Genomic DNA, 18,473 nt, shown 5'->3' on the forward strand with positions numbered 1-18,473 from the left:
AGCTAATGGTTGGCACTATCAACCCCCATATCGGACTTTCACCGACTAGTACGTGCCCATGCTGGGCACACATAAATTAAAAGGCCGCATCTATAAAATGCGGCCTAAAAGGGGGATGGGGGGTTTTAGCTTCTATGAAGAAAATCTTCATTTAGCTATAGGAGAATACTTTCTCCGGTACAATAATATTATTGACTTAATATGAACAAAATATACAATTATTTATCATCCAACATTCCTTCGTTATATAATTCAATAATCCTATCAATTAACTCTATCTTAGCTGGATCAACTATTTTTTTTAAAGCAATTAGTAGTTCTATGTTCTCATCTTCTTCATTACAACTTACTATCTCATCAGCAGTCTCTTTATGTTTTTCTTTTCTAACTCTTCTATTTCCTTCATTATCCCTAGATTTTTTAATGTCATTATTTTTTATAGTATTTCCATTAACACCATTATTAATATTATTAGCATTAATTTGTTCATTAATTGAATTTAAATCAAATCCGTCCTTGCCCATATTCGATAACATGTTTCCTAGTCCAGTCATATCTATATTTCCACCTAATAATCCTAAAAGTTGTTGAGGACTTATACCGAAAGGATTACTATTCATAGACCCGTTCAATTGATTCCTAACCATTCTATTACCTTCATTGGATTTATGTCTATGTTTTGACATAATCTATCCTCCTACTAAAGCCTTATATTAGCTATTATATGTATATATCAATTATTGGTTAACCTTTTAATTCAATTTTTTTGGAGGGCTTAAACTGCCCTCCACTCAACTTTACTAATAACCATACCCGTTGTTGTATCCACAATTTGTTTCGCTCCAACCGTAAAGTATAAATAGTAATATTATTAATATTGAATTGGTGTTTAATATTCCTGCTCCACAAGCTATTAGCCAAAATAATATAGCTTCCCATGCACCACAGCTATCGCAGCCACCACCAAAGATGCCATTTCCACCAAATATGCCATTTCCGCCATAATTATTGCAGCAGCAGCAACAACAATTGTCTTTTTTATGCTTCTTCTTTGACATAACTATCTCTCCCTTCTGATAGCATTAGTTTGTAACTCATTATGCAAAGTTACCATTTCCGTTATTACAGCCACAACCACCACAAATAAATAGAATAACTAATAAGAATAACCACCATGATCCACCTAGGAATGAATTATTGCGATTCATATCGCAACATGGGTCATAATTTTTCTCTTTGCAACAACATGGTTTACAGCAACAAGGTTCACAACAACATTGGTTGCCATATCCGCCAAAGCCGCCACAATTACCTCCGCAACCGCCACAGAAGAAGAATAATATTATAATCCACCATATCCAGCCGCAGTTTCCAAAACCGCCACAGTTTCCAAAACCACCACAATTTCCACTGTTTATATTATTATTGGATTCTCCGTTACAGTTTAATCCGTTAATAATGTCATTAATCTCCATTGTTTTTCCTCCTTGGAATTTATATTTGTTTTTATACTATATACTATTCTCCCAAGGTCTATTTGCCACAAAATTTTAGGATAAAACTCTTTCTATAGTTAATCTTGTTAACTACTATCGAATTCTTTATTGCTTAACATTACAAATGAATAAAAAAAAGAGCTTTCGCTCTTTTTTATTCTTCACTTGCCAAATCTCCAAATAAATTGTCAATTAACTCATCTCTACCCTTTTTGTTTAAAGACGAGAAAAAATACAACTTGTCTTCTGAAGTTAATTTCAATGTATCCCTTATTAATTTTTCACTTTTTCTTAAATCATTGTTTGACAGTTTATCTTTTTTAGTCGCTACAACTATTACATCATATCCATAATGTTTTATCCATTCAAACATTGTAATATCGTCAGCCGTCGGCTTATGCCTTGAATCAACTAACAGTACAACTCTTTTTAATTCTTCTCTACCATGTAAATATGTCTCAATGGTTTTTCCCCAACTTGCTTGTTCTTTCTTTGAAACTTTTGCATACCCATATCCAGGTAAATCCACAAGATGAAAATCATTGTTTATAAGAAAGAAATTAATCAACCTTGTCTTACCAGGAGTTTGACTAACCTTAGCTAGTTTTTTCCTATTTGTTAATGCGTTTATTATAGAACTCTTTCCAACATTAGATCTACCAACAAAAGCAATTTCCACTCTATTATCAGTTGGATATTGTTCCCTCTTTACTGCAGATATTATAAATTCACTTGTTTTAATTAACATTAGTACCCTTTCCAATTAAAGCATTCTCAAGAACAGTGCCAACTTCTTCTGCTTTTATTATTTTTATTTTATTTCTTATGCTACTTGGTATCTTTTCTACATCACTGGCATTTTCTTTTGGTATTATTATAGTATTAACACCAGCTCTAAATGCTGCCAATGACTTTTCTTTAAGCCCACCTATAGGTAATACCCTACCAGTTAAAGTAACTTCTCCAGTCATAGCTACATTTCCTTTAACTTTTCTTCCTGATAAAGCTGAAACTAAAGCTGTAACCATAGTTACACCAGCTGAAGGACCATCTTTAGGAACAGCACCTTCTGGAACATGTATGTGTATATCTTTTTCTTTATAAAAATCTTCTTTTATTCCATACTTTGAAGCATTTGATCTTACATAAGAATATGCAGCCTTAGCTGATTCTTGCATAACTTCTCCAAGTTTTCCTGTCAACTGTAACTTCCCATTTCCCTTCATGACCATAGCCTCTACAGGTAATGTATCTCCACCATATGCAGTCCATGCAAGTCCTGTAACAACTCCAAGTTTATCTTCTTTCTTTATCTCATCAAAAGTAAAAATTCTAGTTCCCATTAGCTTTTCTACCTTCTTTTTATTAATAGTTATAGTTTCCTTATTGTCCTTTAATAATTCAGCTATAGATTTTCTAATAAGCTTTCCTAAAGCTCTTTCAAGAGATCTTACACCAGATTCTCTAGTATAACCATCAATTATTTCTTTAATTGCATCATCTTTAATTGTTACTTTATCATTATTCAAGTTATATTCCTTAAATATCTTAGGCATTAAGTGGTTTTTAGCTATATGGAATTTCTCTTCATAAGTATAACCCGATACTTCTACAATTTCCATTCTATCAAGTAATGGTCTTGGTATCGTATCTAAGCTATTGGCTGTAGTAATGAATAAGGCTTTAGATAAATCTATTGGAAGCTCGATGTAATTATCTCTAAATGTCTTATTTTGTTCACTATCAAGAACTTCTAACAATGCATCAGCTGGATTTCCTTTATAGTCAGTACTTAATTTATCAATTTCATCTAATAATATTAAGGGATTCAATGCTTTTGCTTCTTTTAACCCATAAATAATTCTCCCTGGAATTGCAGCTACATATGTTCTTCTATGGCCCCTTATCTCAGATTCATCTTTAAGTCCACCGAGAGACATCCTTACATATTTTCTATTAATAGCTTTAGCTATAGATTTAGCTATAGAAGTTTTACCTACACCTGGAGGACCAACTAAACACAATATAGGTCCTTTTAGCGATCCGCTCATCTTCTTAACAGCAAGATATTCTAAAATTCTTTCCTTAACATCTTCTAAACCATAATGTTCTGAATTTAATACCTCTTCAGCTTTCTTAATATCAAGAACTTCCTTAGTATATTTACCCCAAGGAATGTCTAACAACCACTCTAGGTAAGATTGTACTGTATTTCCTTCTGAGGAAGAAATATTCATTCTCTTCAGCCTTCCAAGTTCATTAAGCGCCTTTTCTTTTACTTCCTTAGGAAGTTTAGTTTTATTGATTTTCTCTTCAAACTTATTTATTATAACCTTTTCTTCATCATCTTCTCCAAGTTCTTCCTGAATAAATTTAAGTTGTTCTCTTAAATAAAATTCCTTCTGAGAATCATCTACACTCTTTTTCATCTTATTTGCAAGTTTCTTTTGAACTTTTATAACTTTTAGTTCTTTTTCAAGAGAAATTAGAAGTAATTCTATTCTCTTTTTTATATCTATAGTTTCTAGTATTTCCTGCTTCCTCTCTTCCGATAAAGGAAGATAACTTGCCACTATATTCACAAATTCATAAACATTCTTTTCAAGCTTAATATTAGTCATCATTTCAGGACTTTCTTCCCCAGCTGCTTTAATAAACTTTTTAAATGTTTTCTTTAAGCTTTCAAAATAGCCATCTAACTCAGCATCTTCCTTATCATTACTAGGACTATCATCAATTTTCTCTATTACTACTTCAAAATACTTATCATTATCAATATATTTTTTTATTTTCCCTCTAGCTTTACCTTCCACTAATACTCTTATAGTATCTCCAGGCATCTTTATAATTTGTTTTATCTTACACAGTGTTCCTATATTACTTATATCTGAACTGCTTGGATTATCAAGTTCCATTTGTTTTTGAGTTGCAAGAAATATTTCTTCACCATTTAACATAGCTACATCAATAGCCTCAATTGATTTTTCCCTTCCTACATCAAAATGTAGTACCATATTAGGAAAAATAGTTAATCCTCTTAGAGGAATTAATGGAAGTGTATCTTTATTATCCATCTTTCTTCCCTCCATCCACATAATATTTATTTAGTCTTAATTAGTATACCATAATAACTTGTTTTTTCAATAAATAAACCCTTAAATTGGGCATTCTTTTTAACTATTAGAATATCTATAATTCTACAATTAACTCATTCGTAATAGCCCTATAAATTGATTCTTTCAATTATAAATTACTCTTTTCTTCATTTCTTAAACTAGCAGATAATATCTCAATTTTAGTATCATTTACAATTGATGTTTTTTCAAATACAATATCAAAAACATCACCTATGCTCTCAACTGAATGAATCTTTATATCCTTCATCTCTTCTAGACTTTCACTCCAATTATCCTTTGGAATAATAACAACTTTTGCTCCTCCTTTTTTTGCCCCCATTATCTTAGCTTTTACTCCTCCAATTGCTTTTACTCCTCCAAGAACACCAATTTCCCCTGTCATAGCTATACAATTATTTATTTTAATCTTTTTTATAGCACTATATATTGCTGTTGCAATAGCTATACCTGCTGATGGTCCATCTACTGGCATTCCACCTGGAAAGTTAATATGTATATCATATTTGTTACATTCTAAGTTATATATATTATTCAGTACTGTAATAACATTTTCAACAGATGATATTGCTGTACTTTTTCTAGTTATCTTTCTGTTGCTACTTGATATACTCTCTTCTTCTACCATTCCTGATACTTTTAAGCTTCCAAAATCTTTTGATTTCTTTGCTGAAACCTCAATCAACATCAAAACACCTTGATTTGCCCCATATACTGCTAACCCGTTTACAACTCCAATCGTTGGTTCTTTGTTTATAGTAGGTTCAATTCTTTTTATATATTGTCCATTCTCTATTACCCATTCAACATCTTGAACTGTTATAATTTTTCTGCCCTCATTAATTGCTATTCCAGCTGATAACTGTACTAGGTTTACAACTTCACGTCCATTATAGCAATACTCTCCTATTAATTTTTTTGCATTTTCCTCTATAGATAGCCCTATTTTTTTTGCAGCATCATTTCCAATTTTTATTATTTCTTCTGGCATTAATCCACGGAAAAATATTTCTACACATCTTGATCTTATTGCTGGCAATATCTCATCTGGACTTCTTGTAGTTGCCCCTATAAGTCTGAAATCAGCAGGCAATCCATTATCAAATATCTCTTTTATATAGTCAGGTATGTTAGGATCTTCAGAACTATAATAGGAACTATCTAAAAAAACCTTTCTATCTTCTAAAACTTTCAGCAATTTATTTAATTCTATAGGATGTAACTCTCCTATTTCGTCTATGAATAATATTCCTCCATGCGCTTTTGTTACAGCTCCTGGTTTTGGTTGTGGTATTCCTGCTACTCCAAGAGAGCCAGCCCCTTGATAAATTGGGTCATGTACAGAACCAATCAAAGGATCTGCAATTCCCCTTTCATCGAATCTTAAAGTTGTTGCATCTATCTCTACAAATTTTGCATTGTTCCTAAAAGGCGATTTATTATTCTTTTTGGCCTCTTCTAACACCAATCTTGCAGCTGCTGTTTTACCAATACCCGGAGGCCCATATATTATAACATGTTGAGGATTAGGTCCACAAAGCGCTGCCTTTAAAGCCATTATGCCATTTTCTTGGCCTATAACCTCTTCAAATTTTCTTGGCCTACTCTTTTCAGTTAAAGGTATTGTTAATGATACTCCTTTCATCTTATTTAATTTATCCATTTCTTTTCTATTTTCTTTATTTATTATAATTTTTTTAGAATTAGTATGTTTATTACTATAAACCATATAGTAAATTATTATAACCATTAATATTACTTGTAAAAGAATTAATATTTCTGCCATCACTGATTCCTCCGTTAGTTATATTTCTAGTTATAATTATTAACCTACTAACAGAACACTATACAATGGATTTTTTTACTTTTGAAATAATTCTCATAAAAAAAAGTGATAGTCTTTACTATCACTCTCTCTATACTGCACTAAGCAGTTTCCATACCCTTGCTCTTTTTAGCTTTCTTAGGCTTAGGTAAAGCAACTCTCTCCTCACCTTCAGCTAATCTATGAATTTCAGGTTGTTCTTTATTTGTTATCGTTGGTTCTGTAATAATAACTTTAGTAACCCTATTATCAGAAGGTATGTCAAACATTATTTCAGTCATAACATCTTCTATTATTGACCTTAATCCTCTAGCTCCAGTTTTTCTTTCTATTGCTTTTTCAGCAATAGCTTCTAATGACTTTTCAGTAAAATCAAGTTCAACATTATCCATCTCAAATAACTTCTTATATTGCTTTACTAAAGCATTTTTAGGTTGACTTAATATATTTACAAGAGCTTTCTTATCTAATGATTCTAATGTTACAACTATAGGTAATCTACCTACAAATTCAGGTATTAATCCAAATTTCAAAAGATCACTTGGCAGAATATCCTTAAGCAAACTTCCCACATCTTTTTCCTTCTTAGATTGTATGTCTGCTCCAAACCCTATAGAACTCTTTCTTGTTCTCTTTTCTATAATCTTATCAACTCCATCAAATGCACCACCACAAATAAATAATATATTTGCAGTATTTATTTGAATAAATTCTTGGTGAGGATGTTTTCTTCCTCCTTGAGGTGGCACTGAGGCAACGGTTCCTTCTAATATTTTTAACAATGCTTGCTGAACACCCTCTCCCGAGACATCCCTAGTAATAGATGGGTTTTCTGACTTTCTAGCAATCTTATCTATTTCATCAATATATATTATTCCTTTTTCAGCTTTTTCAACATCATAATCAGCATTTTGGATAAGCCTTAAAAGTATATTTTCAACATCTTCTCCTACATATCCAGCTTCTGTTAATGTAGTAGCATCTGCTATTGCAAAAGGTACATTTAAAAACTTTGCTAATGTTTGTGCTAAAAATGTTTTTCCAGATCCTGTTGGCCCTAACAACAAAATATTACTTTTTTGTAATTCTACATCATCACTAGTATCATTTGAATTAACTCTTTTATAGTGATTATAAACAGCTACTGAAAGAGCTTTTTTTGCACTTTCTTGACCTACTACATAATCATCTAAATAATTTTTTATTTCTTGTGGTTTTGGTAATGCTTTTGCATCAAATTCTACTGTTTCTTCAAATTCATCTGCTATTATTTCCGAACATAAATCAATACATTCGTCACATATATAAACTCCAGGACCAGCAATTAATCTCTTAACTTGGTCTTGACTTTTTCCACAAAATGAACACTTTAGTTGCTTTTTTTCATCATATTTAGCCATATATTCACCTCACTCAGACTATATATCTACTATTTATCCTTCCCTAAATCATGACTTGTTATAACTTTATCCACTATTCCATATTCAGCTGCTTCATCGCCGTCCATGAAGTAATCTCTTTCTACATCTTGAGAAATTTGTTTTAACGATTTACCGGTATTTTCACTTAAAATTTTATTAAGTTTTTCCTTAGTCTTTAATATTCTTTTAGCATGAATATCAATATCTGTTGCTTGCCCTTGGAATCCGCCTAAAGGTTGGTGAATCATTATTTCTGCATTAGGAAGTGTAAATCTCTTTCCTTTTGCTCCACTAGACAATAAGAATGCTCCCATTGATGCAGCGAGTCCCATACAGATTGTAGATACATCTGCTTTGATATAATTCATTGTATCATATATAGCCATTCCCGCTGTTACTGAGCCACCTGGACTATTTATGTATAAATAAATATCCTTATCAGGATCTTCACTTTCTAGGAATAATAATTGGGCAATTACAAGATTTGCGGAGTCATCATTAACTTCTCCACTAAGCATAACTATTCTATCCTTTAATAATCTTGAAAATATATCGTAAGATCTTTCCCCTCTACCTGTTTGTTCTACTACCATAGGTACTAATGCCATAATTCTACCTCCTCTTTATATTACTCTATCTTATCTAGAGTCTATTCTCATATTGTAATTATACAAGATTTTAATGTTTTTGTTAATGTTTTATTTGAAATAATTGCCAGAAATAATTTCTGGCAATTTTCTTATAATCATTATATTAAATTATCAAATATATTATTTTACGTTATCTTTTAATAGCTTAATAGTCTTTTCAATAACTATATCTCTTTCAATCATAGACTTTTGAGCATTTATTAACATTTCTGCCATCTTTTCGTGTTCAGAAGCTGAATACATCTTAGCAAGCTCTAAAGCTTTTTCCTTTAATTCTTCTTCTGTAGCTTCAATACTTTCTTTTTTAGCTATTGCATCTAAAACTAAATCTGCTCTAACTTTTCTATCAGCATTTTCTCTCATGTAGTCTCTCATCTTTTCATTTGTATTTCCTGTAAACTCCATATACTGATCTAAAGTTAATCCTTGATATTTTAATCTATTTTCAAGATCTCCAACCATAACATCTATTTCTTTTTCTACCATTACTTGTGGTAAATCAATTTTTGAAACTTCAACTGCAGCAGTTATAATTGCATTTTCAAATTCTCTATCTGCTGTTTCAGCACTTTGTTCTTCTAACTTTTTCTTTATATCTTCTTTAACCTCTGCTAATGTATCAAATTCTGATACTTCTTTAGCAAATTCATCATCTAAAGCAGGAAGCTCCTTAACTTTTATTTCCTTTATAGTTACTTCAAATACTGCTTCTTTTCCATTAAGATCTTCTTTTCCATAGTTTTCAGGGAAAGTAACCTTAACTTCTCTCTTTTCTCCAACAGCTGCTCCTACTAATTGTTCCTCAAAATTATCAATGAATGAACCTGAGCCTATTTCTAGTGAATAATCATTTCCTTCTCCACCTTCAAAAGCAACTCCATCAATAAATCCCTTAAAGTCGATAACTGCAACATCTCCATCTACTACTGTTCCTTCAGTCTTAGTTTCAATCCTTGCATTTTTTTCTTGCATTGACTTTAATTGTTTTTCAATATCTTCTTCTTTTACTTCATATGTTGGTCTTTCAACTTCTAAACCTTTGTATTCTCCAAGTTCAACTTCTGGATATACTGTAACTTCAGCAGTATATACAAGATCCTTATCTTCTCCAACTTCAACAACATTAACCTTTGGATAGTCAACAGGTCTTATGTTATTTTCTTCTAGTGCTTTTCCATAAGTTTCATCTATTGCAAAGTTAATAGCATCTTCAAAAAGAACTTCTATACCATAGAACTTCTTAACCATTGCCATAGGAACTTTACCTTTTCTAAAACCTTGAACATTAAAATTTTGCTTGTTCTTGTTATATGCCTTTTTTAAAGCAGCATTAAATTTTTCTGCCTCAACTCTTACTTCAATTTTAACTAAATTTGCTTCTATTTTTTCCATTTTAGCTTCCATTAATTATATTCCTCCTAAAATAGTCCTTTTTCATATTTATAGACTAAAATATTATATCATATTATATTAAATATTATCAAATAATTTGTTTATTTGCTAGTTTTTATTAACATATTTTATTTTGTAACTGTCTCATCAGCTTTTAGATATGATACTACACCATCAACAGTTATAGTTATACCTTTATCTGGTACTATATCCCCTATTGTTATATTTGTTCCAATTAATGCCCATATTGTCTTATCTTCACCTGATGCAATATCATGAATCCATACATATTTCTTTTGTCCAGCATTTCCAAAGTAAGGCAATTCGCTCACATATACTACTTTTGCATCATCTATAAATCTAGCTTGCGAATGCCATATATATGTTGGATTATTAGCTAATATTTGATCCTTCGGAAAGTTACTTCCAGATTGAGATATATATGCTGTTTTAGTTATATCCTTTATTGCACCTTCAGTATCAGAAATTTTCATATTCTGCGCACTATCTAAAATTAACATTTGTCCTTTTGAAGGGCTAATATTAAAAGTATATCCTTGAATTTGATCTACTGCAACAAACTGTTTCTTACCTTCTTGTAAAACATATTCTGCCTTCACCTCTACCCCTGGTGCTATATTTATATTCACATAAGTTTTTTCAGGTTCTTTAGGTATTTCTTTTTCAGGTTCTACAGTTTCCTCTTCTTCTACTTTAGTCAACTCTTCCTCTTGTTTTCCACTATCTACCCAAGCTTGTATATTAGCTTTTACATTTGAAAAATCAATATTTTTTATTTTTGAATTAAAGATTACAATTGAGATTCCTACTAATACCAACAACACCACTAAAAATATTGTTCTTTTTCTTTTTCTCATCCTCTTCTCATAATCCTTACTAAAAATACTTGGTTTTGCCAACTTCCTAACCTCCTGCAGAAAATATCTATAATATCATTTATTCGTTATACATATTTCATTATATCCTATTACACACTATTTTTATATATTTACACGTTAAAATTTTATTTCTTGCAACAACCACCACTGCAGGCACTACAGCCCCCACTTTTTTTAGAACAGCCTCCACACTTACTTGATTTTACCAAGTTCTTTGAATACGCTTCATATTCAGGCGTTTCTTTAAGCAAATCTTCATGCCATCTTCCTATTACAACCAAACCTTTCTTACTACTTTCTTCGTTCTCATCTTTTGTTAAAAGAATATAACTTTCTATATCAACAAATCCTTCCTCTTTAAAGAATTTTTGAAATTCTTCTCCCTTTAAATCTATATCGTCAATATCATTATTTACATACCTTAAAATTATAAACCCATTGTTGTTTAAATTCCATGACTTTTTTCTTAATTCTAATTTAAATTTATTCAAGTCTTCTATATTTTCTCTTAATAATAAAATACCATTAAAACTTTTTTTCTCATCTTCTTCATAAAAATCATATCTTCCATTCTTTATATATATAAATAAATTATCTTCTCTCTCTAATGTATCTACTAATAATCTACCTTCACTAATTTTTTTCATAACAAATTGCATAGATTTATCAATCTCTTTTTGAATGTCAAACTTTTTCATTACTTCCTCCTCTGAGCAATGCATTTTATGATTGCATTGTAATATATATATAATATACTATCTATACTAGAATTAATACTTATATTTCTAATCCAGCAATAATTACTAAATTATTTCTACATTTCTGAAATAATTCAATTTATCCATTGGCAATTGTTTATTTTTGTCTTATAATATAAGTAACTAATTATATCAGACAATTTAGCCCATACATCTTAGCTATATATAATAGTTAAGTTGATATAAACCCCACATTATGTTCATTTATCCCTTTCAAAAAATGGACATAACCCTTTAACCTGTACTTACCCGAGTACAGGTTTTTGATTTATATTAAAACAATATCCATTTCATTAATAATATAGAACAATGATAAAAGCGATTTAGAACTGTTTACTAATTCTAAATCGCTTAACTTATCTTATCCTAAATACTGCATAGGATTTGTATGTTTTCCATTAATCCTTACTTCAAAATGAAGATGAGGGCCTGTACTATTTCCTGTTGAACCAACCTTCGCTACAACTTGTCCTCTTGCTACATTTTGTCCATATGATACTAAAATTGAACTACAATGTGCATATAAAGTTTGAACTCCACCACCATGATCTATTATAACAGTATTTCCATATCCACTTTGAACACCAGCAAATACTATTCTCCCACTCTTTGATGCATAAATCGAAGAATTATTAGGTGCGCCAAAGTCTACGCCTGTATGAAATCCATTAGTTCCAAAAATAGGGTGAACTCTAGGACCATATGGGCTTGTCACAGCCCCATTCGCAGGTTTTAAAAACCCCTCACCATTAGAAATTTTATTATCTACATTACTGTTACCATTAATATTATTAAAGAACTCATCTATTTGCTTTTGTAACCCTTCATTAAAGTCATTTAAGTCTCCTATTTTTTCTTGCAATGCTTTTTCTTCTGAACTTAACGAATTTACAACTTTTTGTTTCGCATCTTCTAAATTCTTTAATTCATTCATTTCAGTCTCATACTTATTTTTCTCCAAAATAAATTCTTTCTGAGCATTTACTTGTTCATTCTTTAATGCTTCTACCTTTAGGCTTTCCTCATTGAGATTATCAACCTTTTTCTGTAATGTAACTTTTTCCTTTTCAAGAGCTTCTTTTATTTCCTTTACTTCTTTCATTAGTTTACTATCCATACTCATTAATTTGCTTATAGTAGAAATAGTATTTATCATTTCACTTATGCTTCCGCTTTTTGCTATCACATGTATAATTTGGCTAGACATGTTGTTTTTATAATAACTTCTAAGCCTATCATCTAGCATTTTTTCTCTTTCTATAATCTCTTCTTCATTATCTTTTATAAGCAACTCTTTAAGTTTAATCTCTTCATTATTAGCATTTATACTACTCTGATAATTACTAATATTACTCTGTAATTCATCTATCTTACTTTGAAAGGATTGTACTTTTTTATTTGCTTCTGCTAATTCAGCACTTTTTGCATTTACTTTTTTCATTACATCATCAAGATTTTTTTCTTCATTTGCTTTCTGGTCTTGAACACCCTTTTCCTGTTTTTCCAAGGCATCAATCTGCTGATTATTCTTATTCATTTTATCTTGTAAGCTTGAAGTACCAGCCGCATATGTAATTTGCGAATTTGTAATAAGAGTAAGTGTAATAAATATCGTGACTAGTTTATTTCTTTTTTTATTCATAAGTACTCTCCTCTTTATCTTTTGTTTATAAACTAAAGTTTTCTACATCATCAATTTTCCATCCATTTTCATCATAAATAAGTTTGGTAAAAAACAATTTTGAATTATTACTTTTATTTAAGCCTAAAAAACTTTTCTTTATTTCATAATCAACCTTTACAACTAATATTGCCCTATATATTCCATCGTTATAGTCATACTGACTTTTCTCATTATCTATATTTACATTTTTAATTGTATACTCATTTTTCAAAAATATATATTTCTTTTCCAAAATATCATATATCTTATCTCTTGTGGTTTCTGTTGCTGCTTTTATGCTATTTTTATCTTCATAATTTAATGATTTGAATACGCTATTATAAAAGTCATTTGAAGCCTCTTCTAGCTCTGATTTCATCTCATCATTTTCCATATTAATATCTAATTTCATGTTAGGAGTATTTCTAACAGCTACATCCTCACTTTTAATTCTTCCCCATGGAAAGTCATTCTCAATATGCAATAAAACAGATCCATCAGTGGCAAATGGTCCTATCTCTTCACCATCCTTTACCTTTATGTTAGTATCTTCTTCATTTACAAATATCTCACTATCTTCATATTTTGATTCAACCTTAACTTTTATTGCTGGAAAATCAACATCTATTTCTTCATCTTTCATGAGAACTAATTCTTTTGAACTTTCTACATCTCCATAATCACTTTTTAATTTTCCGTCAACAGAATATATTCCAGGAATAAGTCCCTTTTGTTCTTCATCCCCATTAACATAATCCTTATTATTTATAGTAAATATCCCTTCTTCAAAATTGCTTTTCACCTTTAATTTATATGTATTCAAATCTATATAGTAGTCCGTTCCAAATAACGAATTTCTAGATTCAAGTTTGAAAGCCTCTGTTTCTCCGCCAACTTTTAAAATTCTTATAGCAGAATCACTTCTAGAAGAATCTACATTATAATAATTAATTAATGGTTTTAGTTTTTCTTTATCTACTTTCTTCCCATCTAACTTAACAATCTTGCTTAACTTACTAACATCTCCATCTTTTAATGCCACTTCTAACTTCCCTATTATCCTATCTCTGCTACTATTAACTCTACCAATAAAGTAGCCTAAAAATAAGAAAATCCCTATTAATATTACTATTATAAGTTTTAATCTTTTTCTTATAAATTTTCTAATATTGCTCTCTCTTAAATTATTCATTAAATCTAAAAAATAATTTAAAAATTTATTTTTTCCATTTATTAATTTGTTCATAAATTCGTCTCCTATCACAACTCTCAAAGACCTTATTCACTAATTTTATTTTAATTTGGAATTAGTAAAATAACAAGGTTTTTAGCTTAAAGAATTTTTAGAATATAATACCAACAAAGAAATCCTTTTGCAAATATCAAAGTATTTACAAAAGGATTTCTTTTATTCTAAAATATCTATTATCCATTTTCCACAGTCAACACATTTATATACTCTTATGACAAAAAGATCTAGCTCTTCTTTTTTTAATGTATTATTAAACATTTCTAACTCTTCTTTAGTAATAAATTCATCATCTTTGTTTATATATCCATGAATTTGGATAAAATAGTTATCTCTACTCTTTCCACAGCACTCATTTTCTTCTGTTACTGCAATTTTTTCATATTGTAACTTATTTTCTAATTCCTTTATTATAGGAATTATATCCTCATATTCACTTAAATCGTCAAGAAAGTCCTCAGCATAAAATGATAAATCTTTAATTTTAAATAGCTCTTTCATAAAAAGCTCCTTTCAAAATTCCATTGTTGCCTTATTATAACACCTTTAAAGGTTAATTAACAATTATAATTTTTTCTTATATTAATTATGCCTTAACTTTAACATTTTAATCAAAGATTTTGAATTTCTTTTCTTTCGCCTTTAAAATTGTTAGTTTTACTTTCTCTTCTAATAAGCTCTTCTTCTACCATTTCTACAGGTATTTCTAACTCTGCCATTAATACTAAAAGATGATATGTTAAATCACAGATTTCATTTACTTGATCAACTTTATTTTCTGAAAGACTGCTTATTACAACCTCTGTTGCTTCCTCACCAACCTTTTTAAGTATTTTCTCTTTTCCTTTATTAAATAGGTATACAGTATATGACCCTTCATCGCCACCTTTTTTCCTATCTAAAATAGTTGAATATAATTCTTTTATTACACTACTCATGTTTCCTCCTACAACTTTCTAAAAAAACAACTTCTATTACCTGTATGGCAAGCTGCCCCCATTTGTTCTACCAGAAGTAGTATAGTATCGTTATCACAATCTATCCTAACTTCCTTTACATATTGATAATGCCCAGATGTAGCTCCCTTATTCCAAAGCTCATCTCTACTTCTACTAAAATACCAAGCTGTTTCGCCTTCTAACGTTTTAATCAAACTTTCTTTCGACATATAAGCAAGCATTAAAACTTCATTACTCTTAAAATCTTGAACAATTGCTGGAATTAATCCATTGCCTTTTGCAAAATCCACCTTTTCTACCTTACTTATTATTTCTTCTTTCATAATTCCTCCATTAAAACCTTACAGGAATGTCTCTCTCTCTTAAATATCTCTTTACTTCTTCTATAGTAAGTTCACCGTAATGAAATAACGATGCTGCAAGTGCAGCATCTGCTGCTTTCTCATTAAATACCTCATAGAAATGCTCAAGACTACCACACCCTCCTGATGCTATTACTGGCACGTTAGTTATATTAGATACAGCCTTAGTAAGTTCTATATCAAAACCTTTTTTAGTACCATCTGCATCCATAGAAGTTAATAATATCTCTCCAGCTCCAAGCTTTACACCTTCTTCTATCCACTTTAAAGCATCTAATCCAGTATCTATTCTTCCTCCATTTATAACTACATTCCATCCAGATTTATCTTCTCTTTTTTTTGCATCTACAGCAAGAACTATACACTGATTTCCGAATGTAAAAGCACTTTTCCTAATTAAGTTTTTATCTCTAACAGCTGCTGAATTTAAGCTAATTTTATCTGCACCTGCTCTTAATATAGTTTTTATATCTTCTAAACTTCTTAACCCTCCACCTACTGTAAATGGAATAAATATTTTTTCAGCTACTCTTTCAACCACTTGCTTCATTATCCCTCTATCTTCATGTGTAGCAGTAATGTCTAAAAACACTATTTCATCTGCTCCTTCTTTATAATAATGTTCTGCAAGTGCTACAGGATCACCTACTTCTTTTATATCAACAAAGTTTATACCTTTAACAACTTTTCCAGCCTTAACATCTAAGCAAGGAATAATTCTCTTTGTGTGCATTTTACACTTCCCCCTTTGTAAGCTTTATGGCTTCCTCTAAGGACAATGTTTTTGCATATATAGCTTTTCCAGTTATAGCTCCATAAATATTCATATCATTTAATGCTTTTATATTTTCTATATCTCTTATTCCACCCGACGCAGTAATATTAATATTCACTTCACTCTTTAGATTACTTAACATCTCTAAATTAGGGCCTTCTAAAGTCCCGTCCTTGCTTATATCTGTAACTATTATATTCTTAACTCCATACTCCTCAAGTTTCTTAGCAAAATCAATATAATAAAGAGAACTTCCTTCTAGCCAACCTCTTCCATAAACATATCCATCTTTACAGTCTATTCCAACAGCTATTTTTTCGCCAAAATTATCTATGGCTTTCTTTAAAAATACTTCATCTTCCATTGCACTAGTCCCAAGTATAATCCTAGACACTCCATTTTCAATTAGATATTTTATGGTTTCATAGGTTCTAATTCCCCCCCCTACTTCCACTGGAATACTTACTTTATTAGCAACCTCTATAATAACTTCTCTATTAATTAATTTACCAGCTTTAGCTCCATCTAAATCCACAAGATGAATATACTCTGCCCCTGCATCTTGAAATGACTTAGAAGTTTCTAATATATCATCTGCTACTATTTCTTTCTTATTATAATCTCCTTGATAGAGTCTTACCGGCTTACCATCTATTATATCTATAGCAGGTATAATTATCATAAAACCAACTCCTTAAAATTTTTGAGAATTCGAAGCCCATCTTCTCCACTTTTCTCAGGATGAAATTGTGCTCCCATAATATTATCTCTTCTTACCAGCCCTGGAATCTTAAGTTTTCCGTAGGTTGAATATCCTACTAAATCCTCATCTCTATATTCTTGTGCATAATATGAATGAACATAGTAAACATAAGAATTTTCATTTATTCCATCGATTAAAATATCATTATTATTTTTTTCAAGATTGTTCCATCCTATATGAGGAATTTTTTCATAAGGATCTACCATTTTCCTTACTTCTCCTTTAAGTAGACCTAACCCCTTCTTCTCTTCTCCCTCATAACCTTTTTCAAATAATACTTGCATCCCAAGACATATGCCAAGTAGCGGTTTTCCCTTTACTACCTCTTCCTTTATAATATCTGATAATCCGGTTCTCTCCAAATTGTCCATGCAATCCTTAAATGCTCCTACACCTGGTAATATTAATGCGTCTGCTGTTCTTAAATCCTCTTTATCAGAAGATATCTTTGAATGACAATCTATTTTATTTAAAGCATTGAAAACACTTTTTAAATTGCCCATCCCGTAATCTATTATTACTACCATAATAACCTCCTACAGCATACCTTTACTTGAAGGTATGACCATATTACTTTTATCTACTTCTTTAGCTTCTCTTATTGCTCTCCCAGTAGCCTTAAATAAAGCTTCTATTTTATGATGATCATTTTCTCCATAAATAATCCGTTCATGTAAGGTAATTTCTGAATTAAATGCAAATGCTCTAAAAAACTCCTTTACCATTTCAGTAGAAAAGTTTCCAATACTCTCTCTATTAAAATTACAATCAAATACTAAAAAACTTCTACCACTTATATCAAGTGAAACTTGAGCTAAAGATTCATCCATTGGAAGAAAAAAAGTTCCATATCTTCTTATTCCTCTCTTATCACCCAAAGCTTTTAAAAAAGCTTTTCCAAATATTATTCCTACATCTTCTACTAAATGATGATCACATACAACCAAATCACCTTTTGCTTTAATGTCCAAATCAAACATTCCATGAAAAGCCATTAAATCAAGCATATGATCAAAAAAACCTACTCCTGTTTCTATAGATGTTTTCCCTGTTCCATCAAGATTTAAGCTTAACTTAATTTGCGTTTCTTTTGTATTTCTTTCTAAAGCTACTATTCTTTTTTCCAT

At 30.4% G+C, this 18,473-nt stretch carries 20 protein-coding genes; all 20 read right to left on the reverse strand.

Going from position 1 to position 18,473, the window contains the following annotated elements; genetic code table 11:
• Positions 1-218 precede the first annotated feature (218 nt).
• The 20 genes from H9661_RS16685 to hisB all read right to left on the reverse strand — a co-directional run bounded on the left by H9661_RS16685 (position 219) and on the right by hisB (position 18,473).
• A complete protein-coding gene (locus tag H9661_RS16685) occupies positions 219-686 on the reverse strand; it encodes a hypothetical protein (RefSeq protein ID WP_191769913.1) in 468 nt (155 codons plus the stop codon).
• Positions 687-800: 114 nt separating this feature from the next.
• Positions 801-1,058, reverse strand: a complete 258-nt coding sequence (locus H9661_RS16690) for a hypothetical protein (RefSeq protein ID WP_143318182.1) — start codon at positions 1,056-1,058, stop codon at positions 801-803.
• A gap of 39 nt (positions 1,059-1,097) precedes the next feature.
• A complete protein-coding gene (locus tag H9661_RS16695) occupies positions 1,098-1,475 on the reverse strand; it encodes a hypothetical protein (RefSeq protein WP_143318181.1) in 378 nt (125 codons plus the stop codon).
• Between the two features lie 175 nt (positions 1,476-1,650).
• Positions 1,651-2,244, reverse strand: coding sequence for a ribosome biogenesis GTP-binding protein YihA/YsxC (gene yihA, locus H9661_RS16700; protein ID WP_143318180.1), 594 nt, complete (start codon positions 2,242-2,244; stop codon positions 1,651-1,653).
• Positions 2,234-4,570 (reverse strand): endopeptidase La, encoded by a 2,337-nt coding sequence (lon, locus tag H9661_RS16705; RefSeq protein ID WP_143318179.1) that lies wholly within the window; start codon positions 4,568-4,570, stop codon positions 2,234-2,236. Before lon ends, yihA begins: the two co-directional genes overlap by 11 nt.
• 169 nt (positions 4,571-4,739) lie before the next feature.
• Entirely contained in the window at positions 4,740-6,416 is a 1,677-nt protein-coding gene (gene lonB, locus H9661_RS16710; protein WP_191769915.1) for an ATP-dependent protease LonB, read from the reverse strand.
• A gap of 140 nt (positions 6,417-6,556) precedes the next feature.
• Entirely contained in the window at positions 6,557-7,855 is a 1,299-nt protein-coding gene (clpX, locus tag H9661_RS16715) for an ATP-dependent Clp protease ATP-binding subunit ClpX (protein WP_143318177.1), read from the reverse strand.
• Between the two features lie 29 nt (positions 7,856-7,884).
• The gene (clpP, locus tag H9661_RS16720) at positions 7,885-8,484 is read right to left on the reverse strand and encodes an ATP-dependent Clp endopeptidase proteolytic subunit ClpP (RefSeq protein WP_143318176.1); all 600 of its coding nucleotides are present in this window, start codon (positions 8,482-8,484) and stop codon (positions 7,885-7,887) included.
• 162 nt (positions 8,485-8,646) lie between these two features.
• Entirely contained in the window at positions 8,647-9,930 is a 1,284-nt protein-coding gene (gene tig / locus H9661_RS16725) for a trigger factor (protein WP_143318175.1), read from the reverse strand.
• Between the two features lie 116 nt (positions 9,931-10,046).
• Positions 10,047-10,838, reverse strand: coding sequence for a hypothetical protein (locus tag H9661_RS16730; RefSeq protein WP_143318174.1), 792 nt, complete (start codon positions 10,836-10,838; stop codon positions 10,047-10,049).
• Between the two features lie 104 nt (positions 10,839-10,942).
• Positions 10,943-11,515, reverse strand: coding sequence for a hypothetical protein (locus tag H9661_RS16735; protein ID WP_143318173.1), 573 nt, complete (start codon positions 11,513-11,515; stop codon positions 10,943-10,945).
• A 421-nt stretch (positions 11,516-11,936) separates the two neighbouring features.
• Positions 11,937-13,217: a murein hydrolase activator EnvC family protein gene (locus H9661_RS16740; RefSeq protein ID WP_143318172.1), complete on the reverse strand. Its 1,281-nt coding sequence runs from the start codon at positions 13,215-13,217 to the stop codon at positions 11,937-11,939.
• 25 nt (positions 13,218-13,242) lie between these two features.
• On the reverse strand, positions 13,243-14,484 hold the full coding sequence (locus tag H9661_RS16745) for a TcaA 3rd/4th domain-containing protein (protein ID WP_191769916.1): 1,242 nt from the start codon (positions 14,482-14,484) through the stop codon (positions 13,243-13,245).
• A gap of 162 nt (positions 14,485-14,646) precedes the next feature.
• Positions 14,647-14,988: a hypothetical protein gene (locus H9661_RS16750; RefSeq protein WP_143318170.1), complete on the reverse strand. Its 342-nt coding sequence runs from the start codon at positions 14,986-14,988 to the stop codon at positions 14,647-14,649.
• 110 nt (positions 14,989-15,098) lie between these two features.
• Positions 15,099-15,425 carry a phosphoribosyl-ATP diphosphatase gene (gene hisE, locus H9661_RS16755; RefSeq protein ID WP_143318169.1) on the reverse strand — a complete coding sequence of 109 codons (327 nt, stop codon included), beginning with the start codon at positions 15,423-15,425 and terminating at the stop codon, positions 15,099-15,101.
• Positions 15,426-15,433: 8 nt separating this feature from the next.
• Positions 15,434-15,769 carry a phosphoribosyl-AMP cyclohydrolase gene (gene hisI, locus H9661_RS16760; protein ID WP_143318168.1) on the reverse strand — a complete coding sequence of 112 codons (336 nt, stop codon included), beginning with the start codon at positions 15,767-15,769 and terminating at the stop codon, positions 15,434-15,436.
• Between the two features lie 10 nt (positions 15,770-15,779).
• A complete protein-coding gene (hisF, locus tag H9661_RS16765; protein WP_143318167.1) occupies positions 15,780-16,541 on the reverse strand; it encodes an imidazole glycerol phosphate synthase subunit HisF in 762 nt (253 codons plus the stop codon).
• 1 nt (position 16,542) lies between these two features.
• Positions 16,543-17,265, reverse strand: a complete 723-nt coding sequence (gene hisA, locus H9661_RS16770; RefSeq protein ID WP_191769918.1) for a 1-(5-phosphoribosyl)-5-[(5-phosphoribosylamino)methylideneamino]imidazole-4-carboxamide isomerase — start codon at positions 17,263-17,265, stop codon at positions 16,543-16,545.
• Positions 17,262-17,873 (reverse strand): imidazole glycerol phosphate synthase subunit HisH, encoded by a 612-nt coding sequence (gene hisH / locus H9661_RS16775; protein WP_191769920.1) that lies wholly within the window; start codon positions 17,871-17,873, stop codon positions 17,262-17,264. Before hisH ends, hisA begins: the two co-directional genes overlap by 4 nt.
• A gap of 9 nt (positions 17,874-17,882) precedes the next feature.
• The gene (hisB, locus tag H9661_RS16780; protein ID WP_143318164.1) at positions 17,883-18,473 is read right to left on the reverse strand and encodes an imidazoleglycerol-phosphate dehydratase HisB; all 591 of its coding nucleotides are present in this window, start codon (positions 18,471-18,473) and stop codon (positions 17,883-17,885) included.

Source organism: Clostridium cibarium (genome assembly GCF_014836335.1).
Classification (GTDB): domain Bacteria; phylum Bacillota; class Clostridia; order Clostridiales; family Clostridiaceae; genus Clostridium; species Clostridium cibarium.